23 protein-coding genes and 1 other annotated feature are annotated in these 26,078 nt (G+C 47.9%); of the genes, 9 read left to right on the top strand and 14 right to left on the bottom strand.

What is annotated here, in order from left to right; all coding sequences use genetic code 11:
- Positions 1-97: 97 nt before the first annotated feature.
- Positions 98-1,072, top strand: coding sequence for a tyrosine-type recombinase/integrase (locus tag A0126_RS05435; RefSeq protein WP_088836748.1), 975 nt, complete (start codon positions 98-100; stop codon positions 1,070-1,072).
- 155 nt (positions 1,073-1,227) lie between these two features.
- On the opposite strand, the gene hfq is transcribed toward A0126_RS05435, so the two are convergent.
- The 4 genes from hfq to A0126_RS05415 form a co-directional block, all read right to left on the bottom strand.
- On the bottom strand, positions 1,228-1,476 hold the full coding sequence (hfq, locus tag A0126_RS05430; RefSeq protein WP_029333264.1) for an RNA chaperone Hfq: 249 nt from the start codon (positions 1,474-1,476) through the stop codon (positions 1,228-1,230).
- A gap of 22 nt (positions 1,477-1,498) precedes the next feature.
- The gene (gene miaA, locus A0126_RS05425) at positions 1,499-2,452 is read right to left on the bottom strand and encodes a tRNA (adenosine(37)-N6)-dimethylallyltransferase MiaA (RefSeq protein WP_088836747.1); all 954 of its coding nucleotides are present in this window, start codon (positions 2,450-2,452) and stop codon (positions 1,499-1,501) included.
- A gap of 469 nt (positions 2,453-2,921) precedes the next feature.
- A complete protein-coding gene (locus tag A0126_RS05420) occupies positions 2,922-3,920 on the bottom strand; it encodes an ABC transporter permease (protein WP_034801277.1) in 999 nt (332 codons plus the stop codon).
- A complete protein-coding gene (locus A0126_RS05415; protein ID WP_029333260.1) occupies positions 3,913-4,833 on the bottom strand; it encodes an ABC transporter ATP-binding protein in 921 nt (306 codons plus the stop codon). Before A0126_RS05415 ends, A0126_RS05420 begins: the two co-directional genes overlap by 8 nt.
- A 126-nt stretch (positions 4,834-4,959) precedes the next feature.
- On the opposite strand from A0126_RS05415, the gene A0126_RS05410 reads away from it, so the two are divergent.
- On the top strand, positions 4,960-5,724 hold the full coding sequence (locus A0126_RS05410; protein WP_088836746.1) for an SGNH/GDSL hydrolase family protein: 765 nt from the start codon (positions 4,960-4,962) through the stop codon (positions 5,722-5,724).
- A gap of 43 nt (positions 5,725-5,767) precedes the next feature.
- Here the strand turns inward: A0126_RS05410 and A0126_RS05405 are convergent, their stop codons facing one another.
- Positions 5,768-6,124, bottom strand: a complete 357-nt coding sequence (locus A0126_RS05405; RefSeq protein WP_088836745.1) for a DoxX family protein — start codon at positions 6,122-6,124, stop codon at positions 5,768-5,770.
- Positions 6,125-6,319: 195 nt separating this feature from the next.
- Here A0126_RS05405 and A0126_RS05400 point away from each other — a divergent pair, with 195 nt between their 5' ends.
- Positions 6,320-7,450 (top strand): S1C family serine protease, encoded by a 1,131-nt coding sequence (locus A0126_RS05400; protein ID WP_029333256.1) that lies wholly within the window; start codon positions 6,320-6,322, stop codon positions 7,448-7,450.
- Positions 7,451-7,527: 77 nt separating this feature from the next.
- Positions 7,528-8,775, top strand: a complete 1,248-nt coding sequence (locus A0126_RS05395; RefSeq protein WP_088836744.1) for a lysine N(6)-hydroxylase/L-ornithine N(5)-oxygenase family protein — start codon at positions 7,528-7,530, stop codon at positions 8,773-8,775.
- Positions 8,776-8,813: 38 nt separating this feature from the next.
- Here the strand turns inward: A0126_RS05395 and A0126_RS05390 are convergent, their stop codons facing one another.
- Both A0126_RS05390 and A0126_RS05385 read right to left on the bottom strand, forming a co-directional pair.
- The gene (locus A0126_RS05390; protein ID WP_088836743.1) at positions 8,814-9,674 is read right to left on the bottom strand and encodes a DUF4003 family protein; all 861 of its coding nucleotides are present in this window, start codon (positions 9,672-9,674) and stop codon (positions 8,814-8,816) included.
- A gap of 152 nt (positions 9,675-9,826) precedes the next feature.
- Positions 9,827-11,539: an ABC transporter ATP-binding protein gene (locus A0126_RS05385; RefSeq protein ID WP_088836742.1), complete on the bottom strand. Its 1,713-nt coding sequence runs from the start codon at positions 11,537-11,539 to the stop codon at positions 9,827-9,829.
- Between the two features lie 202 nt (positions 11,540-11,741).
- Here A0126_RS05385 and A0126_RS05380 point away from each other — a divergent pair, with 202 nt between their 5' ends.
- Positions 11,742-13,178 (top strand): C40 family peptidase, encoded by a 1,437-nt coding sequence (locus A0126_RS05380; protein WP_088836741.1) that lies wholly within the window; start codon positions 11,742-11,744, stop codon positions 13,176-13,178.
- Between the two features lie 319 nt (positions 13,179-13,497).
- On the opposite strand, the gene A0126_RS05370 is transcribed toward A0126_RS05380, so the two are convergent.
- On the bottom strand, positions 13,498-14,685 hold the full coding sequence (locus A0126_RS05370; protein WP_088836739.1) for a helix-turn-helix domain-containing protein: 1,188 nt from the start codon (positions 14,683-14,685) through the stop codon (positions 13,498-13,500).
- A 121-nt stretch (positions 14,686-14,806) separates the two neighbouring features.
- Here A0126_RS05370 and A0126_RS05365 point away from each other — a divergent pair, with 121 nt between their 5' ends.
- Positions 14,807-16,078 (top strand): MFS transporter, encoded by a 1,272-nt coding sequence (locus tag A0126_RS05365; RefSeq protein ID WP_088836738.1) that lies wholly within the window; start codon positions 14,807-14,809, stop codon positions 16,076-16,078.
- 19 nt (positions 16,079-16,097) lie between these two features.
- On the opposite strand, the gene A0126_RS05360 is transcribed toward A0126_RS05365, so the two are convergent.
- On the bottom strand, positions 16,098-17,108 hold the full coding sequence (locus A0126_RS05360) for an LLM class flavin-dependent oxidoreductase (RefSeq protein WP_088836737.1): 1,011 nt from the start codon (positions 17,106-17,108) through the stop codon (positions 16,098-16,100).
- 165 nt (positions 17,109-17,273) lie between these two features.
- Between A0126_RS05360 and A0126_RS05355 the strand changes: the two genes are divergently transcribed.
- The 3 genes from A0126_RS05355 to A0126_RS05345 all read left to right on the top strand — a co-directional run bounded on the left by A0126_RS05355 (position 17,274) and on the right by A0126_RS05345 (position 19,118).
- On the top strand, positions 17,274-17,750 hold the full coding sequence (locus A0126_RS05355; protein WP_088836736.1) for a pyridoxamine 5'-phosphate oxidase family protein: 477 nt from the start codon (positions 17,274-17,276) through the stop codon (positions 17,748-17,750).
- Between the two features lie 115 nt (positions 17,751-17,865).
- A complete protein-coding gene (locus tag A0126_RS05350) occupies positions 17,866-18,837 on the top strand; it encodes a cation diffusion facilitator family transporter (RefSeq protein ID WP_088836735.1) in 972 nt (323 codons plus the stop codon).
- On the top strand, positions 18,834-19,118 hold the full coding sequence (locus A0126_RS05345) for an MGMT family protein (RefSeq protein WP_088836734.1): 285 nt from the start codon (positions 18,834-18,836) through the stop codon (positions 19,116-19,118). Before A0126_RS05350 ends, A0126_RS05345 begins: the two co-directional genes overlap by 4 nt.
- 391 nt (positions 19,119-19,509) lie before the next feature.
- On the opposite strand, the gene A0126_RS05340 is transcribed toward A0126_RS05345, so the two are convergent.
- The 5 genes from A0126_RS05340 to A0126_RS05320 all read right to left on the bottom strand — a co-directional run bounded on the left by A0126_RS05340 (position 19,510) and on the right by A0126_RS05320 (position 26,063).
- A complete protein-coding gene (locus A0126_RS05340) occupies positions 19,510-20,022 on the bottom strand; it encodes a pyrophosphohydrolase domain-containing protein (protein WP_088836733.1) in 513 nt (170 codons plus the stop codon).
- An 83-nt stretch (positions 20,023-20,105) separates the two neighbouring features.
- Positions 20,106-21,755, bottom strand: a complete 1,650-nt coding sequence (locus A0126_RS05335; RefSeq protein ID WP_088836732.1) for an aromatic amino acid hydroxylase — start codon at positions 21,753-21,755, stop codon at positions 20,106-20,108.
- Positions 21,756-21,814: 59 nt separating this feature from the next.
- Positions 21,815-22,018: a binding site (T-box leader), on the bottom strand.
- 63 nt (positions 22,019-22,081) lie between these two features.
- On the bottom strand, positions 22,082-23,227 hold the full coding sequence (locus A0126_RS05330; RefSeq protein ID WP_088836731.1) for an FUSC family protein: 1,146 nt from the start codon (positions 23,225-23,227) through the stop codon (positions 22,082-22,084).
- Between the two features lie 195 nt (positions 23,228-23,422).
- Positions 23,423-23,746 (bottom strand): hypothetical protein, encoded by a 324-nt coding sequence (locus A0126_RS05325; RefSeq protein WP_088836730.1) that lies wholly within the window; start codon positions 23,744-23,746, stop codon positions 23,423-23,425.
- A gap of 382 nt (positions 23,747-24,128) precedes the next feature.
- On the bottom strand, positions 24,129-26,063 hold the full coding sequence (locus A0126_RS05320; protein ID WP_029333226.1) for a PTS fructose transporter subunit IIABC: 1,935 nt from the start codon (positions 26,061-26,063) through the stop codon (positions 24,129-24,131).
- Between the last annotated feature and the right edge of the window lie 15 nt (positions 26,064-26,078).

The following is a 26,078-nucleotide window of genomic DNA, read 5'->3' as shown; positions in this document are numbered from 1 at the left end:
CTAATCATACCACACGCCGCTATCCGTCTGAACTTTTTTGGACAGGAAACATTCGTTCGGTTTATGATAAGAATAACAAGGTTGAAGGAGGCGGAACATGGCACGCGAACGACTGGATTATACGTTGCCCGAGTTCATCGAACGGTATCTCCTCTATTTAACGGTCAGCGGTCGACAGGACTCGACCGTCCGACGCTACCGTTATGATTTAATCGAGGTTCACCGGTACATGACGGAAGTCGACCAACCGCTCGAGACGATTGATGATTTCAAAGCAATTTCGCTCGATGCCTGGAAGACATTCATCAACGAATACTTGATCGAAGAAAAACTCTATAAACAAGCGACGGTCGCCCGGATCGTCACCGTCATCAATCAATTGAACTATCAAATCCGACAATCAAAAGCAAAACTAATTGAGTATGCCCAGCCGACCCATGAGCTCGGTCCACACCATGTCGCGTCGCAGAAAGAATATGACCAGTTGATCCGGACGAATCAGTCCGACCGCGGTTTGACCGATCATCAGCTCGTCGCCCGCCCGTACTTGATCGACCGCAATGAATTGATTTTACGGTTGTTCTACCGGTACGGACTACGCGTTCACCACATCATCGGGCTGAAGATGCAAGACCTCAATTTTGCCCAGCAAGAGATGCTCGTCCACGACCGGCTCGGGAACACGTACAAATTGCATATCGAGCGTGAGGATCAGGACGTCATGCTCCGTTACTTGAAGACCGTTCCGGAACCCGTCCGTCCACGTTATCATACAACGGACCCGTTTTTCGTCGCCTTCGACTTCGCCCGGATGACGTTCCGCTGGCTCTATAGTAAAAATGCGCCGAAGCAGCTCTCGATCGTCATGATCACGAAAATGATGCGGCAACTCAATGAACGGTCGGATAACAAACGATTGATCACCCCGTCGATGCTCCGTAACAGCTTCATCTTGAAAACGTATGTCGACGAGATGACGACAGAAGACCGCCTGACGAAGACATGTCTCTATAAAGACGTCTCGTTAAGACGATACGCGGAAGCATTTGAAGAATTAAAAGAGTTATTATGATGAATGTGCTGTAAAGGCAAATGGTACAAGACGCCGGCATCTTTTTCTTGTACCATTCGTCATCCTCCACAAAAAAAGATGAAGAGTCACTTCGCAGTGACCTTTCATCTAAATGGATTGCATTTCTTACAAGATGGCCCCCGCGGCCGTCTTGTTTAACGCGATACTTCTTCCGTTTCCTCTTGTTCGTACAACGTCACGTTACGTGCCGGCGCGAACGTCGAAATGGCATGCTTATAAATCAGTTGTTGTTTTCCTTCTGATTCTAGGATGACCGTGAAGTTATCGAATGATTTGATTAATCCCCGTAATTGATACCCACTGATTAAGAAGACGGTTGTTGGAACCGCATCTTTTCGTAATTGATTTAAAAAATAGTCTTGAATGTTGTATGTCGCTTTCATAAGACCCCGTGCCCCCTCTATTTTATCTGTTTCTGTCTTCAGGCCAGTCCGAGTTAACCGCTTTCAGAAACCCTACTGTTCTATCATAGATAATTTTGAAGTTTTGTTCAAATGAAATCGTTCCCATTTCTACCCAAACGCCATCAAATTGATGACGGAACCAGGTTAACTGCCGTTTTGCGAAGCGTCGCGTGTTACGTTTCAACTGTTCGACCGCCGGTTCAAGTGGCGCGCCACTCAAAACAGGGACGATTTCCTTGTAGCCGATTGCTTGCATCGCTTTCGTATCGGCGAAGCCGGCGTCAACAAGCTGCCGGACTTCCTCGACGAGTCCCTGCCCCACCATCAAATCGACCCGCTCATTGATTCGGTCATATAAGCGATCCCGGTCGTCCATATGTAAGACGAACAGCAAGCTCTCATATAAGCTCGGTTCACTACCGGACGTTTGTGTCTGTCCACTCTCGGCGACTTCAATCGCCCGGACGACCCGTTGCACATTGTTCGGATGAATTTCCTCTGCCCGATTCGGATCGAGTTGACGCAAGCGTTCATGGAGTGCGACTACGCCTTGCTCCGCTGCAAATTGTTCCAGCTCCTGCCGCAATTCTTTATTTTCCGCTTGTGCTGTAAATTGATAGTCATACAAAATCGCCCGGATGTATAACCCGGTCCCGCCGACGATGATTGGCAATTTCCCTCGACCTGCAATGTCCGCAATCGCCTGACGTGCCAGCGTCTGAAAACGAGCAACACTCATCTCATCATCCGGATTGACAAGGTCGAGCATATGATGCGCTACACCGTCCATTTCTTCTTCTGTCACTTTCGCTGAACCGATGTCCATTCCTTGATAGACCTGAACGGAGTCACCGGAGATGATTTCACCATTCAAGCGCTTCGCTAATTCTATACCTGTCTTCGTTTTTCCGACCGCAGTCGGACCGACGATGACGATGACTGGTTGTTTCACTATGCATCACCATTCCTACACTGATCATTTTTGATGTCAGTGTACCATAATTCACAATTCTGCCGTAGCCGTTTTAAGACAAAAAAAGAGCACCTATCCTGAAGAAAAAGGACATGTACCCTATTTGTCACGAAAAAAATATTAGACACGACGAATGAAGTCGTCATAAATTGCGCTGAATACACACCATCCGCAAATCACTAACCCTGTCAACATAATACCCCAATCTGCCATCATAGCCCCTCCTCTTTTATCTGTTATCTACCTTTTTACAATTTGCGACAACTGTAAACCCATTCGAGCATGTTTGACACCAATTAATGGAATCGCTATGATTAAGATACGATTGGTACGTAGCGCGGAAGTTGACCTGCATCGGCTTTCCATTAGAGGCTCTGCCTCTCGATTCCAAGTGACGGGCTTGCCCGTTGCGAAAACCCCCTGTTCCGAGTTCGGGACAGGGGGTTTTTTATTAATACATATCTTTTTGCGTAAAGTTCCAAAAGGCGATTCCAAGTGTCGCGACTGTCCAACAGCCAAGGACGGCAAGCGAGAATGGCAACGTCATGCCTTCAATCGGTGGTGCTTGACCATCCAGATAATTGATTAGTCCAAAGTTGACGTTAACGAGGTATTTCGAACTTGTCCAGCTCGAACCGAGTGTCGTCAACAATGTTCCGGAAATCAAGACTGCCATCATGATGCCAATCCCGGTCGCCGTATTCTTGACGAGGACAGAGACCATCAACGCAATCGTTCCGACGACGGCTGTGACGATCCAGGCGAGACCGATTGCCATCAGGAGGTATTCCCACATCGGAATCGTATGCACGAATTCGGTCGAGAACGTCCCGCTCGGCGATGCTTGGAACCCGGTCAAAATCGGGGCGGTCCAGCCGTCATACCCGAGGACGATGCCGGAAATCGCGTAACAGACGAACGCGGTCAATGCCATCAGCATCGAGGTATAGAGTAAAACCGTGATCCATTTCGCCATCAAAATTTTCCAGCGCCGGACCGGTCGCGACAGAAGCGTCTTGATCGTTCCGTCGTTTTGCTCCCCGCTGACGATGTCCGCCATGATGACGATGATGAAGAGCGGTAAGATTAACGTTAATCCTTGTGAGAAGAAAATGCGGATGAACGTCGGCGCACCCGGATAGTTCGGATTGATATCATTATCGAGGTAGTATTGATTCTGTTTTAAATCAAATTCTAAAAACTGGCGGAACTCGTCTTGAATACTGCTCGAGGCCAGGCGATTCTGTGTATCGACGATGTCTTGTTGCAGTTCGACACGCCAATCGAGCGTACCTTGTTTCTTAATTTGTTCTTGGATGTCACGATACTGTGCATACGTAAACATCGACACAAGAACGACTAAAATGATCGCGACGACGGCGAAGCGCTTTTTCGAAGCAATTTTCGTCACTTCGTTGCGGACGAGACCAAGCATGTTCGGATTACGCAATATGATCTCCCCCCGTCAAGGTGATGAAGAGATCTTCGAGCGTCTGGACTTTTCGTTCAATCGTCCAGACTTCGACGCCGGCTTCAAACAGCTGTTTATTGAGTGCCGGTGTCTTACTTGAATCCATCAATGTATGGACGGTATTCGCGTCAACGACTTCAGAGACCTGGACGTCTTCAGACGCGGATAAAATTTCATTTGCTTTGAAGGCATCATCGACCCGCCAGTCGACACCTGGAGCAAGCGACTCGACGAGCTCCTTGACCGTCCCGACTTGAACGATTTTGCCGTAACTCATGATGGCGACCCGGTCAGCGAGCATCTCAATCTCAGCCAGGATGTGGCTCGAGACTAAAACTGATAATCCTGTCTCATCAACGAGCTTCCGAATGAATTGCCGTAAATCACGAATCCCCATCGGATCGAGTCCGTTTGTTGGTTCATCGAGTATCAAAACACTTGGACGACCGAGCAAGGCTTGGGCGATTCCAAGGCGTTGACGCATCCCGAGGGAATACGTCCGGACTTGATCGTCGACCCGCGCCGTCAAGTCGACCAAGTCAATTACTTCTTGAATCCGAGCTTCATCGACATTCGGTAACATCCGGGCGAAGACACGCAAGTTTTCGCGCCCACTCAAATATTTGTAAAGCTCTGGGTTTTCAACGATCGAGCCAATCCGCTCCATCGCTTGAACAAATTGTTTGCGGACGTCAAAATCACAGACTGTGATTTTACCCGACGTCGGTTTAATCAATCCGACGAGCATCCGGATCGTCGTTGTTTTCCCTGCCCCGTTCGGACCGAGAAATCCAAAGACTTCACCTGGGAAGATTTCAAACGAAATGTTATCGATAATCGTTTTCTTTCCAATCACCTTCGTGACCGATTCTAATTTTACAGTTGGATTCACGTTTCTCACCTCTTATGGTCTATTCTAGCGGAATAATGAATGATTTGACTCGTCTAAGCACTTCAAAACCGCACATTTTCTAAAGTTTTGCTACAATCATCGTAACAGTAAAAGGAGGAACGATTCATGAAACGATATGCTTGGCCTTTATTTTTAAGCGTTTCGCTCATCTTGACCGCACTTTTCGGGTACGGATTTGCAAGCGCCTATAACGACGTCGTTAATCCACCAAAACGGGCGGTCTTGACACCAACGAAAGAAGAACCCGTTGCAAAAGGCGGGACTTACGTCGCTTTAGGTGACTCGTTGACACGCGGCGTCGGTGCTTCGAACGGAAACAGTTATGCAGCAATCGTCGGTCAAGAACTTACAAAAGACAACACCGTCGAACGTTTCCAAAATCTAGCCGTCAGCGGAGCCCGGACGGAAGATCTACTGAAGCAACTTGAACAAAAAGAAGTCCTTCGCTCCCTTAGCCAGGCAAAAGTCATTTCGGTGACGATTGGCGGGAATGATTTGTTCAACCGTGGTGAAGGTGTCGCAAACTTTGATGCAAAAAAGACTGCTGATACGATTAAATCAGCTCAAACCAACTTGGAGAAGACCTTTAAAATCCTCCGAGATGAAAATCCGGATGCCGTCATCTTCTACGTCGGACTGTATAATCCTTTCCGTGCCAGTGAAAATGGGGAGGCATTTGACGCAATCGTCCAAAATTGGAATGCCGAGTCGCGTCAACTCGGACTCGAATATGATATTGAAGTCATCGATACGTTCAACCTAGTCCGTGACGTCAAACGCGATCTCTCAAGTGATCAGTTCCACCCGAATGATTCAACGTACGAACAAATTGCGAAAGCTTCCCTGCTCGCTGTAAATAAACGTTTTTAATCCAAAGAAAGCCGCCGAATCACATCGACTCGGCGGCTTCATTTCATTTCAGACGTTTGGCTAAGGCGATTAAGACCCATTGCAGCGGCAAACGTGTCCATAACGCCCAGGCCGGCAATTTTTTACCGTTGATGGGTTGTGGATTAACTGCCATGTTGACGTTCGCCGGTAAGACGGCATATAAAAAGCCAGGTAGTGTCTTGCGAACGATATCGACACCTTTACCTGTCAACAACATGAAGCCGTACAAAACTTCGATGATACCCGTCACTTGAACGAAAAACCGCTTAAACGGAATAAAGGACGGCATGATGCTGACAAATCCTCTTTCGTTTCGAAAATGACCGACCCCAGCAAATAATAATCCTCCACCGTACAACAAACGTAAAACATACTTCATGACTTCCATCTCCCCGTTGATATAAGTAAGAACCAAACTCAGTGTAACGGACGAACCCTTTTCGCTCAACTATAAGAAACTGTCGATCAATTGTGGGGAATGATGAGTCATTTTGGAAAAACGTCCGCAATTTCATTTTCAGTTTGGATATCTGATACAGTAAAAATAGAAATTGATACGGAAGGAATGGTCGATATGGCAGGAAAAACAAAACAACTTTTACCCGGACTGACAGGAGGCATCATCGGTGCCGTTTTGACGGCAACGATCGCCTTTCCACTTTTGATGGATCAAGAACAACAAGTCGCCGACACACCTCTTTCAAACGGGATGCCGAAACAAGTTTCAACGACGTCAAATGACCCTGTGACGAACGCCGTCGCATCCGCCCAAAAATCGGTCGTGACCGTCACGAACTACCAAACCGGTAACAGCATGACGCAAGAAGAAGCGGCGAGCGGATCTGGTTCCGGTGTCATCTATAAAAAAGCAGACGGAAAGGCTTACATCATTACGAACCACCACGTCGTCGACGGTGCCTCGAAACTCGAAGTGACATTAAACGACGGTAACACTTTGAGTGCAAAGTTACTCGGTAGCGACGCAACATACGATCTTGCCGTTCTCGAGGTCGACGCAAAAGACGTTCCCGCTGTCATCACGGTCGGAAAATCGGCTGACTTAAAAGCCGGTCAAACCGTGCTCGCCATCGGAAACCCGCTCGGTGAATTCCAAAACTCCGTCACACGTGGAATCGTCAGTTCAAATGACCGGACGGTTCCTGTCGATACGAACAGCGATGGGCAAGATGACTTCAATACGACCGTCATTCAGACCGATGCAGCCATCAACCCCGGTAACTCTGGTGGTGCCTTAATCAACGAACAAGGTCAGCTCGTCGGAATCAACTCGATGAAGATTGCTGAAACGGGCGTCGAAGGCGTTGGTTTCAGTATCCCGATCGACGATGCGCTGCCCATCCTAAAACAGCTTGAAACGACCGGTGAAGTCAAACATCCGACGCTTGGTGTCGCCTTGCAGGACGTTTCCGCCTTCCCGGCCGGTTATTTGCTTGATCAAGTCAAGTTGCCTGAATCCCAAAAAACCGGTGTCGTCATCATGTCAGTTGAACCGAACAGTCCGGCTGCCTCCGCGAAGCTGAAAACAGGTGACGTCATCACGAAAATTAACGGATCGGCGATTGAGAGTTTTGTCGACATCAAGACGGCGCTGATTAAATCGGACGGTGACATCACGTTGACGATTATCCGCGATGGTAAAACATCAACCGTTAAAACAACGACGACGACAACCGATCAGTTATAATCTTCCACATCAAGACGTTTCAATTGCCTCCCATATCGGGTATTGTTTTAGAACAATATCTTTGGGGGGCTCTCTTTATGTATGATTTGATCGGCATCGGGATTGGACCGATGAATTTAGGGTTGAGCGCACTCGCTCATCCAACATCATTACGGACACTTTTTTTTGATGAAAGCGAACAATTTTCATGGCATCCCGGGATGATGATTAAGGACTCGATGATGCAAACGAGTTTCATCTCTGACTTAGTCACACTTGCTGATCCGACGTCTTCTTTTACTTATTTAAACTACTTGCGTTCCATCAATCGTTTGCATACATTTTATTTTTATGAAAAATTATTGATTTCGCGCCAAGAATACAATTCGTATTTGAAATGGGTCGCAACCCAACTCGATGACTTATGTTTTTCGACCCGCGTCATCGATGTTCAGGACACGGGTGATAGCTATGAGGTGCTTGTCGAAGACGTCAAGACGGGTGAACGGAAGACATATGAAACACGTAACGTCGTCATCGGAACAGGGTCTAAACCTTCAATTCCCGATACGTTTGATTCAAGCGTCATTCACAACACGCAATATGTCATGGAAAAAGAACAGCTCCTGTCGAAAAATAAAATTTCCATCGTCGGATCGGGTCAAAGTGCAGCAGAAATTTTCCTTGATCTATTGACGAGCGACCGCTCGCCGGATCTCGAACTCGAGTGGATTTCACGTTCGACGATTTTTGAAACACTTGAGACCGGAAAACTCGGCGAAGAAATCTTTTCACCGAGTTATGTCACGTATTTTAATCAATTACCACTTGAAACACGGCAAGAGGCCGTTTCGAAATTCACGCGGTCGCAAAACGGGATCAGTCCGGAAACCTTACAGGCCATTTACGAACACCTCTATGATTTGACGACGGATCAAAAAGACCGCGTCCAGATTCGCGCAAATCTTGAGGTCGAACAAATTACGCACGATACGTCATTTGCAATCAAAATGCGGCATACGGAACTCAACCAAGTCCGGACATCAAACACGGATGCCGTTGTCGCAGCAACCGGTTTCGTCCCGGCATTACCGCGCTTCATTGACCGATTGAACATCGAGTTCGAAGGTGAACAGGCTTGGAAAGTCGATGCGAATTACCGGGTCGTTCGTTCCATCGCAACAAATCATCAGTTGTACGCGACGACGAACTTAGAGCTTTCGCACGGTCCTGCCGCCGACAATCTAGGTATGTCGGTCTCACGAAATCAATTGATTTTAAATGATGTCGCCGGGAAAGAGTTGTATCCTGTCGAACAGCATGCAACGTTTACGACGTTCGACTGACAAAAAAGTAGCTCGCCAAATATATGGCGAGCTACTTTTTAGCGTTTTTTCGTCAATTCAAGCGTTTCGAGTACAAGTAAGGTTGACTGCAACCGGCTATGCCCCGCTTTAGCGAGTAATAGATGAAACGCAAGCAACCAGTTGACTTCTTCGGAAAACCGATTCCGCGACCGTTCCCGGTCGACGACCCGTGTCACGTATATCAAGTCGACACGATCAGTCGAACGTAACAGGGCGAGTAGCGGGAATAGGCGTTCAAACATGCGAACTTCCCGTTTTTCAAGCATGTCCACCCAATTTTCAATCCGTTTTTTTTGTTCTGCTTGATTGTTTGACGTAGCAAGGATTTGAGCGGCAATCAATCGTTCGCTTGACGGTCCCATCCATTTACTGAGCCATTCTTCACTCGTCTTGACATCCTCGACGAAGGATGCGAGCAATTGTTTTTGGTCCATCAATGCTGCCGTGACGACGTATTGTTTCGTCACATTCAACCCCGGGCGTTCTGCTCGAAAGTGTTCGACGACCGGCAAAGCGTCCGTACCGCGCTGTCGATTCAAGAGCTCTCCAAGGGCAAAAAACGGGCGGACGGCTTTGTCTTTGATGAAGCGCCGTTTAATATGCTTTTCAGCTTCAATCACTTGCTCGACTAACTGTTCCGGTCGGTCGCTATAAAGTTGAAGTTGCGAAATCAGCAGTGGCGTATAACGACTTTGAAGTGCTGAAAAGCGTGTTGTCTTCCGTTTAATGGCATGCGCTAAGCGATCGTAGGCCGCCCGGTCGAACACGACGTCTTGAATCGTATACGATAAGGCAAAAAAACGGCGGAAGTCGTGGGACGTTTCCTCGCGGAGAATGGCATAGGTCTTATTGTAGTTTTCACAAAATAATCCGTACATCAAAGCGCCCTCCCTTCGGTTCTGTTTTCCCCTTTTCCTGACAAATCATTCCCGAATCTGACTATACGCGTCGAAGTTCCTCAAAAGAAAAAACCGGGTTCACCTCGTCTTTCAAATGAAAAGACAGCCGGTACCCGGTTTTTAAAGGCATGTCAGACCCGTTGTTTTTCAAGTAACCGGGAGAAATAACCACCATTTTTAATCAATTCGTCATGTGTACCGTCTTCAATGATGCCCTCTTTCGTGACGACGAGAATCCGGTCCGCATTTCGAATCGTCCCGAGACGATGGGCAATGATTAAAGTCGTCCGGTTTTTCGAGAGTTCCGCGAGCGATTCTTGAATAATCGCTTCCGTCTCCGTATCAAGTGCAGATGTCGCTTCATCTAGAATCAATAGCGGCGGATTCTTCAAGAACATCCGGGCAATCGCCAGCCGTTGCTTTTGTCCCCCGGATAATTTCAAGCCCCGCTCCCCAATCTGTGTATCATACCCCTCCGGTAAATCAGCGATCATCTGTCCGAGATGGGCACGCTCGGCAGCTGCGATGACATCCGTCCGATTCGCCGTTAAATCTCCGTAAGCAATGTTCTCAGCGATCGTCCCTGAAAAGAGAAAGACGTCTTGTTGAACGATACCGATTTGTTGGCGGAGAGAAGCTTTTGTCATCTGCCGGACATCGATGCCGTCAATCGTAATCGCCCCTTCTAAAACATCGTAAAAGCGAGGGATTAAGGAACAAATCGTCGTTTTCCCGGCACCCGAAGTTCCGACGAAGGCAATTGTCTGACCGGGTTCAACGGACAGGTTGATATTTTTTAAAATCAATCGATCGGCTTCGTAGCCGAAACTAACATCATCGAACTCGATTGCACCATGCAGACGATCGACCGTGATTGCGTCTGGCGCATCCTTCAGCTCATCATCCTGATCAATCATTTCAGCGAATCGCTTAAAACCTGCCATCCCTTTCGGATAAAGTTCGAGAAGTGCCGTGATTTTATCAATCGGTTTCAGCAAAATGTTCATGTAGAGAATGAACCCGACAAGTTCGCCGTAACTAAGGCGGCCGTTGTAACTTAAATAGGCACCGTAGACAAGAACGGCGAGCGTCATCAGCCGCGTCGTCAAGTAAATACCGGACAGACTCGTACTCATGACTTTATAGGCATTAATCTTCGATTGACGGAACGTTGCATTATCTTGCTCGAACCGCGCGACTTCGTGGGCTTCGTTCGTAAACGACTGGACGACACGAATTCCTGAGACGCTATCTTCGACACGGGAGTTGACTTCGGCGATATTGCCGTACATCTTGTCCCACGAACGATTCATCCGGACGTTGGCGAAACTAATCAACCAAATCAGGAACGGAACAGCAATGACGGTAACGAGCGCAAGCGGCGCATTAATCGTCAGCATGATTGAGAAGGCACCAAGTAACGTCATCACGGCAATGAAGGCATCTTCCGGTCCGTGGTGAGCCAGTTCCCCGATATCGAACAAGTCATTTGTGATTCGGCTCATGATGTGCCCTGTTTTCGTGTTATCAAAAAAGCGGAACGACTGTTTTTGAACGTGTCCGAATAATTGGCGCCGCATGTCGGTCTCGATGTTGATACCGAGCTTATGTCCGAAGTAATTGACGACGAACTGCATCATCGTACTGATGACATAAAGCAACAGTAGACCGACACTGACTAAGATGATCCAGTTCAGCTCGCCTTCTGGCAACAAAGAATCGATGAACCACTGGACGGCAAGCGGAAACGCGAGCTCGAGTATACCGACGAATAAGGCTGACGAAAAATCGAGCCAAAACAAGCGTTTATGCGGTATGTAGTATTGATAAAATCGTTTTAACATTTGTAAATTCCCCTCCTAGCTAATTCTAGTGTACAAGAAGACTCTAGATTAATCGCGCCTCAAAACACAGATCATTATTTTTGAAAATCAAAGTAAGTTTTTTCATAAAAAATATATTTTAAAAACAGGGGAATTAACATCTCATATGACAAAATGGTAACAACGATTCTATTCGAACCATTTTGGAAGGGAGTTACGCAACTTGAAAAAGACACTTCTCGCTTTGACGACGCTCGCGTTGGTCAGTTCAGCGACCGCGGTCGAAGCCGCCTCCACAAAGTTAACGTTAACCGAAAATGTCAACATCCGAACTGCTGCCACTACTTCCGCACCCATCATTACGACCTTAAAAAAAGGTACAACGGTAACCGCTGTTAAGAAGTCAGGTTCTTGGTACGAAATTCGTTATCAATCGAAAAAAGCATTCATCACTTCGAGTTATGTGAAAGCAGCTACTGCTGCAAAAACGACGACAGCTAAAACGACGACAACAACGACTTACATAACGAATACAGCTGGTGTCAATGTTCGTGAGAAAGCGAGTACGGCTTCCAAAAAAGTCGGACAACTTACTAAAAATGCAGCCGTGTCCGTCAAAAAGAAAACCGGTTCTTGGTACCAAATCGTCTACAAGAAAAAGACGGCATACGTCCATGCCAGTCTCATCACTGCGAAAAAATCAACCGTCAAAACGACATCGAAACCACCAGTGACGACACCTGTCGCAACAGCCGTTAAAGCCGTCGATACGACCAAACAATATACAGTCAACGCAAGTGGCGGACTGAATGCCCGCTTAGCAGCATCGGCGTCGGCACAAATCTACAAAACGATTCCGAATAAAACGCTCTTGACGGTCACGGGTACGATTGACGCCTGGTATCAAATTAAGCTCGACGGAAAAGTCCTCTACGTCGCCGCGAGTTATGTTGCTGCATCAGCAAAAGAAACACCGCCTGCAACGAATGGCGTCTCGATCAATCCGGTCGACCAAGCCAAAACGTATACCGTCAATGCGCCGTCAGGTTTGAATGTCCGGACGGCACCAACAACCTCCTCACAAGTCTTCACCCAAGTTGCCCACGGTTCGAGCGTTCAGGTGATGGGTGAAACGACGGGTTCCGCTGCCGGATGGTACCAAATCAAAATCGGGACAGGTTACTATTATGTCGCGAAAAGCTACATTACGACCGGGACTGTTGCGACGACTCCGCCCGTAACACCGCCTCCTGTCTCGACTGTCCCTGCTTCCGGTGTCATGGAACGGGCGATTTCAATCGGTCAACAGTATCTCGGGACACCGTACGTCTGGGGGTCGAGTAGCCCGATCAACGGCGGATTCGATTGCTCGGGTTTTATCAACTACACGTTGAATACGGCCGGTTACAAAGTCGGGCGGACGAACGTCAATGGCTACTGGAACAACGACCTGTACCTCGGTCAGAAGCTGTCGAAATTACGTCAGCCGGTCCGGGGAGATATCATCTTCTTCGAGAATACGTATGCCGCAGGTCCGACCCACATCGGAATCATGTTGAACAATGACCAATTCATCCATGCCAATACACCGTCACTCGGCATCAGTCGCCTGTCGGAAAAGTACTGGACTCAAAAATTACTGGGCTTTAAAGCCCTCTGATGCAACAGGATTGACTAAAAAAGTGCACTTTCCCCCTTTTTTCAGTCGAGACATAAGATCCGATTTCCTGCCCTTAGTGGACAGGAGGTCGGGTCTCTTTGTCTCTGACAGCGTAAGTTTTGCGTTTTTTTCTGCAGGCGTCGCGTGAAGCAAGCGCCTCCTTTTTTTCTTTTCGATAGGCATCTTAGATGTGCCGAGTGTTCATCCTCGACTCCTATGGGAAAAAGGAGCGCAATCCTCGCTTCCTGCCGGGTCTTCCGCCCATGGAAAGCGCGGACTCAAAAATCGTCTGGAGCGACTTTTGCATCAGCCCTGTTTTTTACGATAATTCCGCTAAGATTTGCTCGATTTCTTGTTTGAATCGTCCCGGTGACAGTTGTTTCGTCATTTCTTCCACTTCTGCCCGACGGTCCACCCCTACCCCGGCGCGCATCGCTAATGCGAGTGCATATAGCATCATCGCGTGATCGTATTCACCGCCAACTTGCCATAAATGTGCACCGCGCCAAATGTTAGCGACACCGCTCTGGAGGTCAAACGGGAGTGTCTCTTTTGAGTCCTTCCACAAACACAGATTGACTTCGAAGTATCCGATGTAATGAATGCACGCTTCAATATTGACTTCAACAAGTCGTTCCCGCGCATACCGGACGCCTTCATAATCCTCTCGGTGGACCGCAATCGACCCTTTCGTCAACTCGACAAGAATCCGCTCGAATGCTGTTGCTTCCGTGAACAAAAAGAAATGTTCCAGTAATTCCAGTTCGTGGTCGGCTGCCTCAAAGTCTCCGTCTAGACTTAAGAATAACGCCAGCAACCGGTGATAGTTACTGACGTCACTGTAGACGCCTTTTTCCCGCATATAACGGATGCCTTCCCGTAAAAAGTCAATCGACTGGCTCCAGTTGTCTTCGTTCACACTGACGCGGAGAGCCTGTAACATTTGGTAGTCAAGAAACGTTTCAGGTGCAAGTGGGACGTCCTGATGAATCATCATCGCATCCACCTTTCGGTACGCCTCTTCATAACGGCGCAGGAAAAATAAAAAATAGACTTTCGAGATTTGTACATTCATCTGTTCATCCCGTAATTCAAGCCGCTTGTAAATTTCCTCCGCTAAATCGAAATAATGTAAGCCCTGTTCCATGTTCGAAAAACGTAATGCGTTTCCATACATCTCATAGATTCGACCTTGCCAGTAAGAATCAATCGCCGGTTCTAAATAGGGTGCAAGCATGTCGGCGATCTGTTCTTCCGCATAATAGTCGTTTGTTCGTGCATTGATTTTTTCAATCAGCTGCTTCATTTCGATCGCCCGGGGATCAATCAACAACTCATCGATCGAGACATGCAGACGACGCGCAATTGCTTGTAACGCCGGTAAGGACGGCGTCGCCTTATCGTTCTCAATCATACTGAGCATCGATTTCGTCATGATGCCGTCTGCGACATCCGACTGCGTCATTTTTTTCGCTTTCCGTAAACTTTTAATTCGTTGTCCAAGCATGGCCGGCACCTCATTCTACTGATTAAGTTAAATTAAATTTAACTTTTATATTTACAAATATCTCCTGTTCATCTAGTATAAAGGAAAGTTCAATTTAATTGAACAAAAAGGAGGAATCATGATGTCGAAAAATTTACAACGGTTGTTATTTGGTAAGTTTTGTTCGTTATTCGCAGCGAGTCTCTTTACGTTCGTCGCGGGTTTGACCGTATTACGGGAAACGTCATCCGGGCTGCAATTCGCGCTCGTCTTACTCGCCGGGACACTGCCACGGATTCTATTGTCGCCCGTTGCCGGAGTGCTGTCCGACCGCTGGAACCGGAAAAAAATCATCGTCACGACCGAGGCGACGAGTGCCGTCATACTCGCCGGTTTTGCCGGGTACGCCGCCCTGTTCCCGGTCCATACGATTCATTACATGATCGTCAGTGCCCTTTTAACGGCTCTTTCGACATTCCTCTCCGTTACCTTGATGAGTTCCTTGCCCCGCTTGCTTGACGATACGGAATTACAGCGTGGTAATTCCCTGATTTCAAGTATCAGTTCCCTTTCGTCGATTGTTGCTCCGATGCTGGCCGGTTTCCTGTTAGCCTTTGCACCAATCCACCTTTTCACCCTTTTACCGCTCAGCTTGTTTTCTCTCGCTGCGCTGTGGAACATGCGCCTGACATTCTGCGTCATCCCCGCTGTTCATGAAGAAAGCCCGCCTTCGTTTTGGGCAGACTTTCAGTCCGGCTACCGTTATTTATTCAAACAACGGGTCCTGACGACACTCATCTTGATGGCACTTGTGTTGAATTTCTTTTTCATCGCCTTAGAAGTCATCTATCCCATCATTTTACTCGATCGTCTCAACGTTACACCATTTCAGTTCGGAACGATTGAAGCAGCTTTAGGTGTGGGTCTTTTGCTTAGTTCGCTGTTGCTTGCGCTCCCCCGCTTTACGATTAAGCGTCCATTGATGACGTTGTTCCAGTCGGTTGCTTTAGTCGGGTTTCTATTCCTTTCCCCTTTATTACCGTTACTCGGGATTGTTCCGCCGAACTGGACATTTGCTTATTTTCTCATCTTCTCCTTCACTGTCGGGTTCATCATTCTCCGGTCAAACATTCCGATTCAACTGCTCGTGCAACGGCAAACCGATCCGGCTTACTTAGGGCGTGTCATCGGTGTCCTCGAATCACTCGCAATGGGTATTACACCAATCGGGATGCTGTTATTCGGCCTGTTAAGTGATTACGTCTCGCTCAATCTGATCCTCGCAATCAGTTCATCCGGTTTACTCGTGACGGTCGGAATCGGATTTTTCCACTTACGGCATGACGTCCGGGCAGAACGTCTTGCGAAGGATCAGCTCCCTGAACCTGAAAAAACGTCCACCTCAGCAAGCTGAGATGAACGTCCGGATTGATTTAAACCGTTGCTTTGACCGCGTCCATGATGAGACGGAGTGATTGTTGTTTCGCTTCTTTATCGGCAATCATCGAAGCAATCATGACTTCGTCCGTTCCATATGAATCGGCGAGGTCTTGCAATTGACGGGCGACGTCTTCCGGATTTCCGACGATCATCCGTTTCCGGTTTTCGGCAATCCGGAATTGATCCTGGAACGAATACTGGTATGCCGCTGCTTCTTCCGGTGTCGGTGTTCCGGTTGATGAAACCCCTTTTTCGAGTAAGAGTAATGACAAATCAAGACTGGATGCCAACCGTTCTGCTTCTTCCGTCGTTTCGGCACACGTCACAAAAATCGAGACGAGTGTCTGCGGTGTCGCGTTGAATGATGTCGCCATGAAGTTATGACGGTAATAATCCATCACGTCTTGTCCGCCCTGTCCGTTGATGAAGTGGGCGAATGCAAAACCGAATCCGCGTTGTGCTGCATTTAACGCACTGCCGCCACTTGACCCGAGCAACCACGCTTCCGGTGTCGTGTCGACTTCCGGTGTTGCGACGAGTCCTGCGAAACGGTGATCGGCCGGTGCGCCGTCTTTTAGGTAATCAACGAGATCGTCAAGCTGTGCGCCATAGTCCGCGCCGCCGAAGCGTGGCGACGAACCTTCTTGTAAGGCACGTGTCGCTAGCGGCATGCCGCCCGGTGCCCGGCCAAGCCCAAGGTCAATCCGGTTCGGGGCAAGCCCTTCGAGGACACGGAAGTTTTCCGCAACTTTGTAAGGACTATAATGAGGTAACATGACGCCGCCTGAACCAAGACGGATTTGTTTCGTCACCGCTGCCATGTAGGCAATCAAGACTTCCGGACTCGACCCGGCCAGTGTCTTCGCGAAGTGGTGTTCCGAAACCCACAGGCGTGTGTAGCCAAGTTCATCTGCTGTTTTTGCAAGATCGACTGTTTCTTGTAATGCTTCGGATGGGGTTTGCCCTTTTGAGACAGGAGATTGATCCAATATACTTAATTTCATCGTGTAAAACGCTCCTTTGAAGTGAAATTCATACTTAGACTGTACGCCTCGGAAACGACGGAATGCAATAAAACTGCTTCTTGATTCATTGATGACGTTTTCAATTTTAAATTCAGGGAACATTCTTAAAGTGAGCAAAAAAAATGAACAGATGGGGTGTTATACATGTCAACGAATCAAGAAGCAGTCGAAACGGTCAAAAAATTAGTCGATAAAATCGAAACGGCGATGCTGACGACAGTGTCAGATGAAGGTCTTGTCTCGCGTCCGATGCAAACACAGGATATCGAGTTCGATGGCGATCTCTGGTTCCTCACTTCTAAAGAAACCGGGAAATACAATGAAATCTTAAAAAATCCGAGCGTCAACGTCGCCTATGTCGACAAATCATACGTCTCGATTCGCGGGAAAGCAGAAATCGTCGAAGATGTCGCCCGCAAAAAAGAACTATGGAGCCCCCGTTACGAAGCGTATCTCGGGACAAGCTACGAAGATCCGAAAGTCGTCTTAATCAAGATTGATACGGAAGCTGCCGAGTACTGGGAAACGGGAAACACGACTAAGTCTGTCAAACAAGTCCTCAAGAAAGTCACAGGAAATGACGACTCGAACGAAATCAACAAAACCGTTGATTTGACGTAATAGCTTGATATCCAGCCGTTCCGCCTTGTGCGGAGCGGTTTTTTTCTAGTCTCTCCTATCGATTTAGTGTAGACTACTACTATTACTATAGTTTGTTAACAAAAGGAGCACACTCATGGGAGAATTCATTACGTTATTACGACGAGGAAATCGTTCGGCATTAACAGCCGGAATCGTCAACTCCATCATTGCCATCATCAAGACCATTGCCTACACCTTAACCGGAAACGTTGCGATGTTCGCCGAAATGATGCACTCACTTGGCGACGCCGCGAACCAGTTCTTTGTCTTCATCGGTTCAGCGCTCAGTAAAAAAGCACCGACAAAACGCTTTCCGAATGGCTTTGGTCGACTCGTCAACCTCGTTCTGCTCGGCGCAATTTTATTCGTCGGCATCATGGCTTACGAAACGATTCATGAAGGGATTGGACATATTATCGACCCAACGGAGTCAACGGGATTCTGGATCACCCTATCTGTCTTATTTGCCGGTGTCGTCCTTGAAAGTGCTGTCTTCTTTAAGGCGATGAAAGAAATTGCCCACGATGCCAAACTGACAGCAAAAGGACCACGTCTGATTCTCGAAAGTTTTCGATCATTAAAACAAGCGAAGCCTGCGACACGACTCGTCTTCTTAGAATATTTAGTCGCGACGGCTGGTGGCATCGTTGCGATGATCGCTGTCGTCATTTCACATGTGACGCCTTATCATCAAGCGGAAGGCATCGCCTCTGTCCTCATCGGTCTGATGATGTTTTATGTCGTCGGTAACGTTTTCTTGCAAAACGCTGCCGGAGCGCTCGGTGAAGCCGATGAAACGATGGCGGCACGGCTCGGTGGTTTAATCATGCAAGATCCGGACGTCCGTGATATCAGTAAACTTGAAGTCATCAAAGAAGGTGACCACTTCCACGTCGAAGTCGAGATTGAAATCGATCCGGCGATGACCGTAGCGCAAGCGGACGATATTAAAGACCGACTCGAACTGCAACTCCGGATCCAACAAGACATCACCGACGTCACGATCGGCTTCGATGAGGACGATCAAGTCCAGCAATACATCGTCTCGACAAACGAAGAACGATGACCCCCTTCACGCAGGACGTCGTGACGATCATCCGTGCGATTCCTGCAGGACGTGTCGCAACATACGGTCAAATCGCCCGCCTCGCTGGAAACCCACGGGCCGCTCGCCAAGTCGTCCGGATTCTGCATAGTATGAGTCAGGCGGAACGTTTACCATGGCATCGCGTCGTCAACGCCAAAGGTGAAATTTCGCAAGGGATTGAACAGCAATTGGCCCTCGAAGCGGAAGGAATCGTCTTTCAATCGGACGGCAAGCTCGTGCTGCCGGATTATCAAATGTAAGCTGATTGTAGAGGACGGATATTTACTCACTTTCAAAAAAAGAACCACTTCCCTGACTAAGCGGAAGTGGTTTCAGTCTGAAGTTACACTTATGAAGTTTAAAACGATTCAAGACGGAACGCGCGCTACACTGTCTGCATTCTCACGATCCCGCTAAAAAGCGTCACGTTTCGTTGACTCCTACGGGAAAAAGTGCAAGGTCCTTGCGCTGTCAGAGGCATGCAAGACCCTGCTCGTTGTCCGCTAGGAGCAAGGAGCAACGGCTTGCGCCTCGCCCGAGGAAAGCAACGAAAAAAGACGCGTTTATCTCCCGCTATCACTTCGTCTATACACTAGAACCACTTCCCTAACTAAGCGGAAGTGGTTCTTTTTGTTCGATCGTAGTCCATCCTTATGCTTTTTCATCCATCTGCCGTAACACTTCGGCCTCGAGTTGCGGTTCCGGTGGCAACCAACCGTCCGGTTTCATGACTTTTTGATCGGATTCTCGGAAGATCGGTTGACCGTCTGGCCCGAGTTTCGCCATGTTCGCGCGTTGAACGATTTCAAAAAGAGGTCCCGGTTCGAGTCCTGCTTCGACAAAGCTACCCATGATGAAGTAAAGTGCGTCCGTCAAGGCATCACCTTGACCAACGAGGCGTTCGACGGACGTCGTCGGATACGTTTCCTTTAATGATTTTTCAACAGCCCGGTCAATCCCTGCTTTGAGGAAATCGATTGCTGCTAAAAATTCGGCTTCATCCCGTGACGATTGATGCAGAAATTCGACTGCTGCTTCTTCTGTCGTCCAAGTTGCCCGTTTGATGCCACGCTCGAGTCCGAGCGGGGTTGGTCGTTCTGCTCCCGGGTGATTAAATGTGTGATGGAACTGTTTCACGTCTTGAAAATAATTTGGTTGTTTCACACTGTCCACTCCCCTATGTTTACGTTTCATCCATGAACCGTATTCATTTTAACAGGTTTGGACAGATTTCTCGAACGTCCGCTTCATGCATGAACGAGATCAAGCATCTTGATGCCACGCGTGATCAACTCGTCGCGTTCCGGTGACGTCTGCTTCAGGCGCTCGAGATCGTCAAGGAGACGCGGTTGGTCGACTTCATCTGCCAGTTCAAGCAGTTCAAGCCGGAGTAACCAGGCATCCGGTAACTGGACAAGTGTCTGATCAATCAGCTGTGACAGGCGCGACTGACTCGCCTGACCTTCACGAATGGCACGAACGGCTTCAAAAATCGGATCAGCTGCCGTCAATGGACGTTCGATCCGTTCAAATTCAACGGTTTCCGGAATCGGTTTTAAGGCTTCAACTTCTGTTCCCGGGAAGGTTGACGTAATCGCACCAATCACGAGATCCAGTTGATCGAATTGCTCCGTCACACCATTTTTCGTTAATCGAGCGTCTTTCAGGACGGCGATGGCACGTTTACCGTTCACTTGCTCGATTGCTGCGACATGACCCGTCAATTGTAACGTCCCTTCCGTCCACTCGAGTTGCTCGCCGACTTCGACTCGCTCGAGAACCGCGTTCAATCCTTCTCCGTGCAAGAGCGTAAAGCCGTTCGGGTGCTCCGTCTGTGATTGACCTTCTAATACTTCGCCATTCGCTGCGAGTGCCGTCGGTCCAGTAAATCGAACGAGATCAATTGTTTCAAACGTTTCTTGTGCTGCCGGAACACCGACGAGCGAGAGACCTGATGCAAAGACGAGCGTCGACAGATTACCGGACTCGACCGCCTTGATGAGGCCGTGACGTCCACCACGGACGTATGACATCGTCTGTGCAAACTCTTCTAATGCGTCACGCAGTTGTTCAAATGATTCACAGACGAACAATTCTTTTTGCATGCTCGTGACGTCATGTTTTGTTGCGAGTGCCTTCGCAAGTGAAAATGGATGTTTCTTGACGGCATCCGTCAAGCAGTGGCGGCTTTCCCCGACTGAGGACAGAAGACCTGCCCCGTAAATTTGCGGGTCGTTAAGATCACCGATTAAACCAAACTCGACCGTCCACCAAAAGAGGCGTGAAATTTCATTGGCTTCCGAAATCCCTGTGACATGGGTCCGTGTTTCTGCGAGTGCGATTTCTGCTTCCTCAATGTCTTCCGGTGTTGAAAATGGACTTTCTTTGACAATCGTTAATTTTTTCAGCGCCTTAAAGACATCATGTTCTGCTTTATGATTGAAGGCATGTGCTCCGATTTCACCGAACCGGCGGACAAATTCAGCATACGTCGGATTCATCAAAATTGGTGCGTGTCCTGCCGCTTCATGCAGAATGTCCGGTGCCGGCGTGTAAAGAATGTTATCGACCTTCCGAATGTCGGTTGCGATCGGCAGGAGACCGTGTCCTTGGAAATCGAAGAAAGCGACACCCGGAATCAAACCGTCGACGGCGACCGTTCCCCAACCACCGCGACTGAGGTTCGCCGTCATTTCGCGGACATCAGGAATGCGTTCCGGGCTGATTCCGGAAGCAGCGAGCCCTTCGAGGTACGCCGGGTGTGCTGTATGTTGCAATGTATTTAAATTCAAGCGCATGACGTAGCGCCAGACCGCATGATCCGTTGGTGTGTAATCTTCGTAATGCTGTGGTGCGACGTGTGGTTGTAAGTGACTTGGAATGATTGGTGTAGACATATGAAGTTCCCCCTTGGATTAAATTAAACAATAAAAAGTCCCTGTCGGACATCAAGTCCGACAGGGACGACGAAAGCCGCGGTACCACCCTGATAATCCATGCTTCGCACGAATCACTTCATTACGGGATAACGGTTTTCTCCGCTTGCTTCGCAAGAGACTCAGAAACTGTAATTCGATTCAATCTGTGTACACGTTCGCAGCGCCACGTGCTCTCTGAAACAGGGAGATTGTTTCTACTTCGGTTTCGTCCTCGTCTATATCTTTCGTTCTGTTATGCTGTTATGCTTTTAGTAACTAAAGTGCTGTTAAGAAGGACTATACGCTTACTTTTGGCTTTCGTCAATGGCTTTTTTACGTTTAAACCGATTAAATGTTTTGTCCCGGACTGATTTCTGTTCAATCGATAATGACGTCGCATGCCGTTTTAACGCGCCATGAAGGCGTTTTTCAAAAGCTTCAAGTTCTTGAATCCATTCATTCATCGCGACGACAATCGGTAAAATTTCCATGATTTCTTCTTCTTCAAGCTCATCACGATCGAGAAAAGAATGTTTAACGAAGGCGATATTTTCTTTCACTAAGTCTTCCATCGCGAGCGGTTCTTCCGTCAACAATAAATCATACGTCAACAGGACTTTCTCCTGCCGCTGGGCGATATGCATGACGTGGTAGAACAATTCACTGCGTAAGTCATCGGCGATGTTCGACAGGGCCTGTTCCCGCTCACGGAAACGTTCCGCTGTCGCGACACTCCGTTCCAAGCACGACTGCATGTGTTGTAAGATGATGATGTTACGAAGCAACGGGACATGTTTTTGGCGTGTCCCTCGTACTTCCTCCCGGTGCAAGTTAAATAATTGTTGTGTCTCGCGTAGGGATTTACTCATTTTATCGATTGCCGGGCGATACGGAGCGACCTTCCCTTCAAAAGCGATTGCCCGCGTGACGACGAGCAGCTTCTCAAATAGTTTTGAGGCTTTTTGATAATAAACGTTCCCGTACCGTGGCGGGAAAATCAATGCATTGACACCGAGGGCACACGCAATCCCGAGCATCACGAGTAAATACCGTATCAAAACGATTTGCCATAACGGCTCTGTCGCCCCTTCGACACTCTCCAAGATAACGATGATCATCAAGACGACGTGAGGAATCGTCCGACCGAATCCGAACGCCAGCAGGATGGAAATGGCTGCCATGATGACAATGCCGATCGCAAGTGGGTTCGCAGGATTCGCTCCGAGAATCCATAAGGCGAGTAACGTTAAAAAGGCACCGATCAAGTTGGCCTCCGCCTCTTCTAAAAATTGTTTCCATGTTTGATAAACAGAAGGCAACAATGTCGTTGCTGCCGAAATCCCTGGTAAAATCGGGCTTAAGTTAAAGAGATTGCTAATAACTAATGCCAAAATAACGGCTAGTCCTGTTTTGATGGTACGTGGTCCAATTTGTAAGGATTGACCCCCCATAGTTGATCCCTCCTTCATAATGTAAGTATGCCCTCTATTCTTCCTTTAATATCATGAAAACGCAATAAAAAAATCACCCCCAGCGGACTGAGGGTGATTTCATATCTTTAACACACAATCTTCCTTAAGAATATAGAAAAGGACTAGCTCCGAACTTAGTCTAATGGAAAACAAGAAAAATCTAACCTAACTTTACTAATTTTCCTTTGGTAAAGCAGTGGTCACGCCTTCCTCGACTACCTTTCCATCATTCAAGCGAAAAACCATATATTCATCGTCTTTCAATCCTTCACCGGTAATTTTGACGGCAATCTTATATCTCTTATCTTTCTCTCTATGTTTATCGTCGTACGCAGATTTTACTGAAACAATATTTTCTTCGCCATACTTTTTGTTTATATAGTTTACAATTTTTTCTCTGACGTCTTCTTCATACTCTTTATCTACTCCCCTGTTTATAAAAAGAAAACCGCCTATCATTAAAAATAAAGTCAAACTAGTAATCATGATTTTTTTCAAGACGTTTCCCCCCTTCATTCTCTTCTCTATTTACTTTAAATGAATCTAGCTCATAAACAAACTACTATAACAGCAGTTTTGACGTGATGTTTACCCACCTTTCGCTCCTTGAATCGCCTTTTGTGGCAATCCTAAAACGATTTAAGACAGAACGCGCTCTTAATCGACTGTCTGATTTGCTTTTTCTAGCGGTATCGCCTAAAAAGCTTCGTTTTTTCGTTGACTCCTACGGGAAAAGTGCGTGACCACGCACTGGCAAGAGGCAAGCAACGGAAATGGAAGAAGCTTTTATCCTCCAACACCACTTTGTCTGTACGCTGGATAGAAGGATTTCCTAACAGAAAAAATCACCCCCAGCGGACTGAGGGTGATTTCGTTTTGATTACGATGCTTTTGTAGCTGTTCCAGATGTCATTTCTTTTTTCGCGAGTTCTTGATCGACGAGCGGTTTCTTCCAAAGCGAGAGAATTGCCGCTCCGACAAGTGCACCGATTAAGATAGCACCTGCGTAGCTGAGTGCTGCCATCAATGTGCCTGAAGGGCCGTCGAGTAACGGGAAGACGAATACGCCGCCGTGTGGTGCCGGAAGTAAGACGCCGAAGACGATTGTAAGTGCACCAGCGATTGCTGAACCGATGACACTTGACGGGATGACACGAAGTGGATCTGCTGCCGCGAATGGAATCGCACCTTCCGTAACGAATGATGCACCCATTGCGTAAGCTGCGATACCCGCTTCACGTTCCTGCGGTGTAAATTTCTTACGTGCAAACAATGTTGATGAGAACGCGACGAGAAGTGGTGGCACCATACCGCCTGCCATGACCGCAGCCATGACTTCCGTGTTCCCTGCTGTAAGTGCTGCCGTACCGAAGACGTATGCTGTTTTGTTGATCGGACCACCCATATCGATTGCCATCATCGCTGCGACGAGCATACCGAGGAGGATTGCGTTACCGCCACTAAGTCCGTTAAGTGAATCTGTCAACCATGTCATGAAGGCTGCAACCGGTTCGTTGATGACGAGCAACATGATCATACCGGTAATGAATGAACCGAACAATGGATAAAGCAGGACTGGTTTAATTCCTTCAAGAGCTTTCGGAAGACCTTTCAAAGCTTTAACAAGAACTAGAACTACGTAACCTGCAAGGAAACCGGCAATCAGACCACCGAGGAAACCTGCATTCCCTTGGCTTGCGAGGAAACCGGCAATCAAACCTGGTGCGAGACCTGGTTTATCAGCGATTGACATCGCGATGAATCCAGCAAGGACAGGAATTAAAAGACCGAATGCGGCTTGACCAATCGACATCAATTGACCTGCAAATTGGTTATACGTCGGGTCATCCGGGTTTGACGAGTTGATTCCCCAGAAGAAGCTGATTGCGATTAAGAGTCCACCTGCGACGACGAGCGGTAACATCGCTGAAACCCCACTCATTAAGTGTTTGTAGAATCCACCACGTGCTGGTGTACCGCTGTTTCCTGACCCGCTGCCTTTATAGACAGGAGCGTCCTGTTTGACGGCGCGATCAATCAGTTCCTTTGGTTTACGGATTCCTTGTGCGACTGGTACTTCAACGACGTGCTTGCCATTGAAGCGGTCCATTTCGACTGCTTTATCTGCAGCGACGATGATTGCTGTCGCTTCTTGGATGTCAGCATCCGTCAGACCGTTTTTAACACCTGTCGAACCGTTCGTTTCTACTTTAATCCGGACACCCATCTCTTCCGCTTTTTGACGGAGAGCATCTGCTGCCATATACGTGTGGGCGATTCCTGTCGGACAAGCGGTTACAGCGAGGATGTAAGGTGCGTTTTGATCGACCGTTTCCGGTGTCACATCAACAGGACCTTCTTCTTCCCGTTCCTTCGCTTCAATGGCCGCGATGACTTCATCTTCCGAACGAGCCGAGAGAATCGTGTCACGGAAGTTGTTGTCCATCAAGTAGACTGATAGTTTCGAGAGTGTTTCAAGGTGGGCATTGTCCGCATTTTCTCCAGCTGCAATCATGAAGAACAAGCGACTTGGTTGTCCGTCCAGTGCTTCATAATCAAGTCCTGTCGAACGACCGAACGCGATTGCCGGTGATTTAACGGCAGCCGTTTTTGCGTGAGGAATCGCAATCCCTTCACCAAGCCCTGTCGTACTTTGTGCTTCACGTGCTAAAATCGCCTCACGGTAAGCATCCCGGTCGTTTAGTTTACCAGCACGATCAAGTACTTCAACAAGCTCATCGATGACGCTTGCTTTTGTATCAGAACGTAAATCCAGTTTAATCGTATCGCGTGTTAACAGATCTGTAATTTTCATGAGTAGTCACACTCC

The sequence above is a fragment of the Exiguobacterium sp. N4-1P genome (assembly GCF_002214325.1).
The sequence above is the reverse complement of the archived record's forward strand: the minus strand, read 5'-3'. Positions and strand labels throughout refer to the sequence as shown.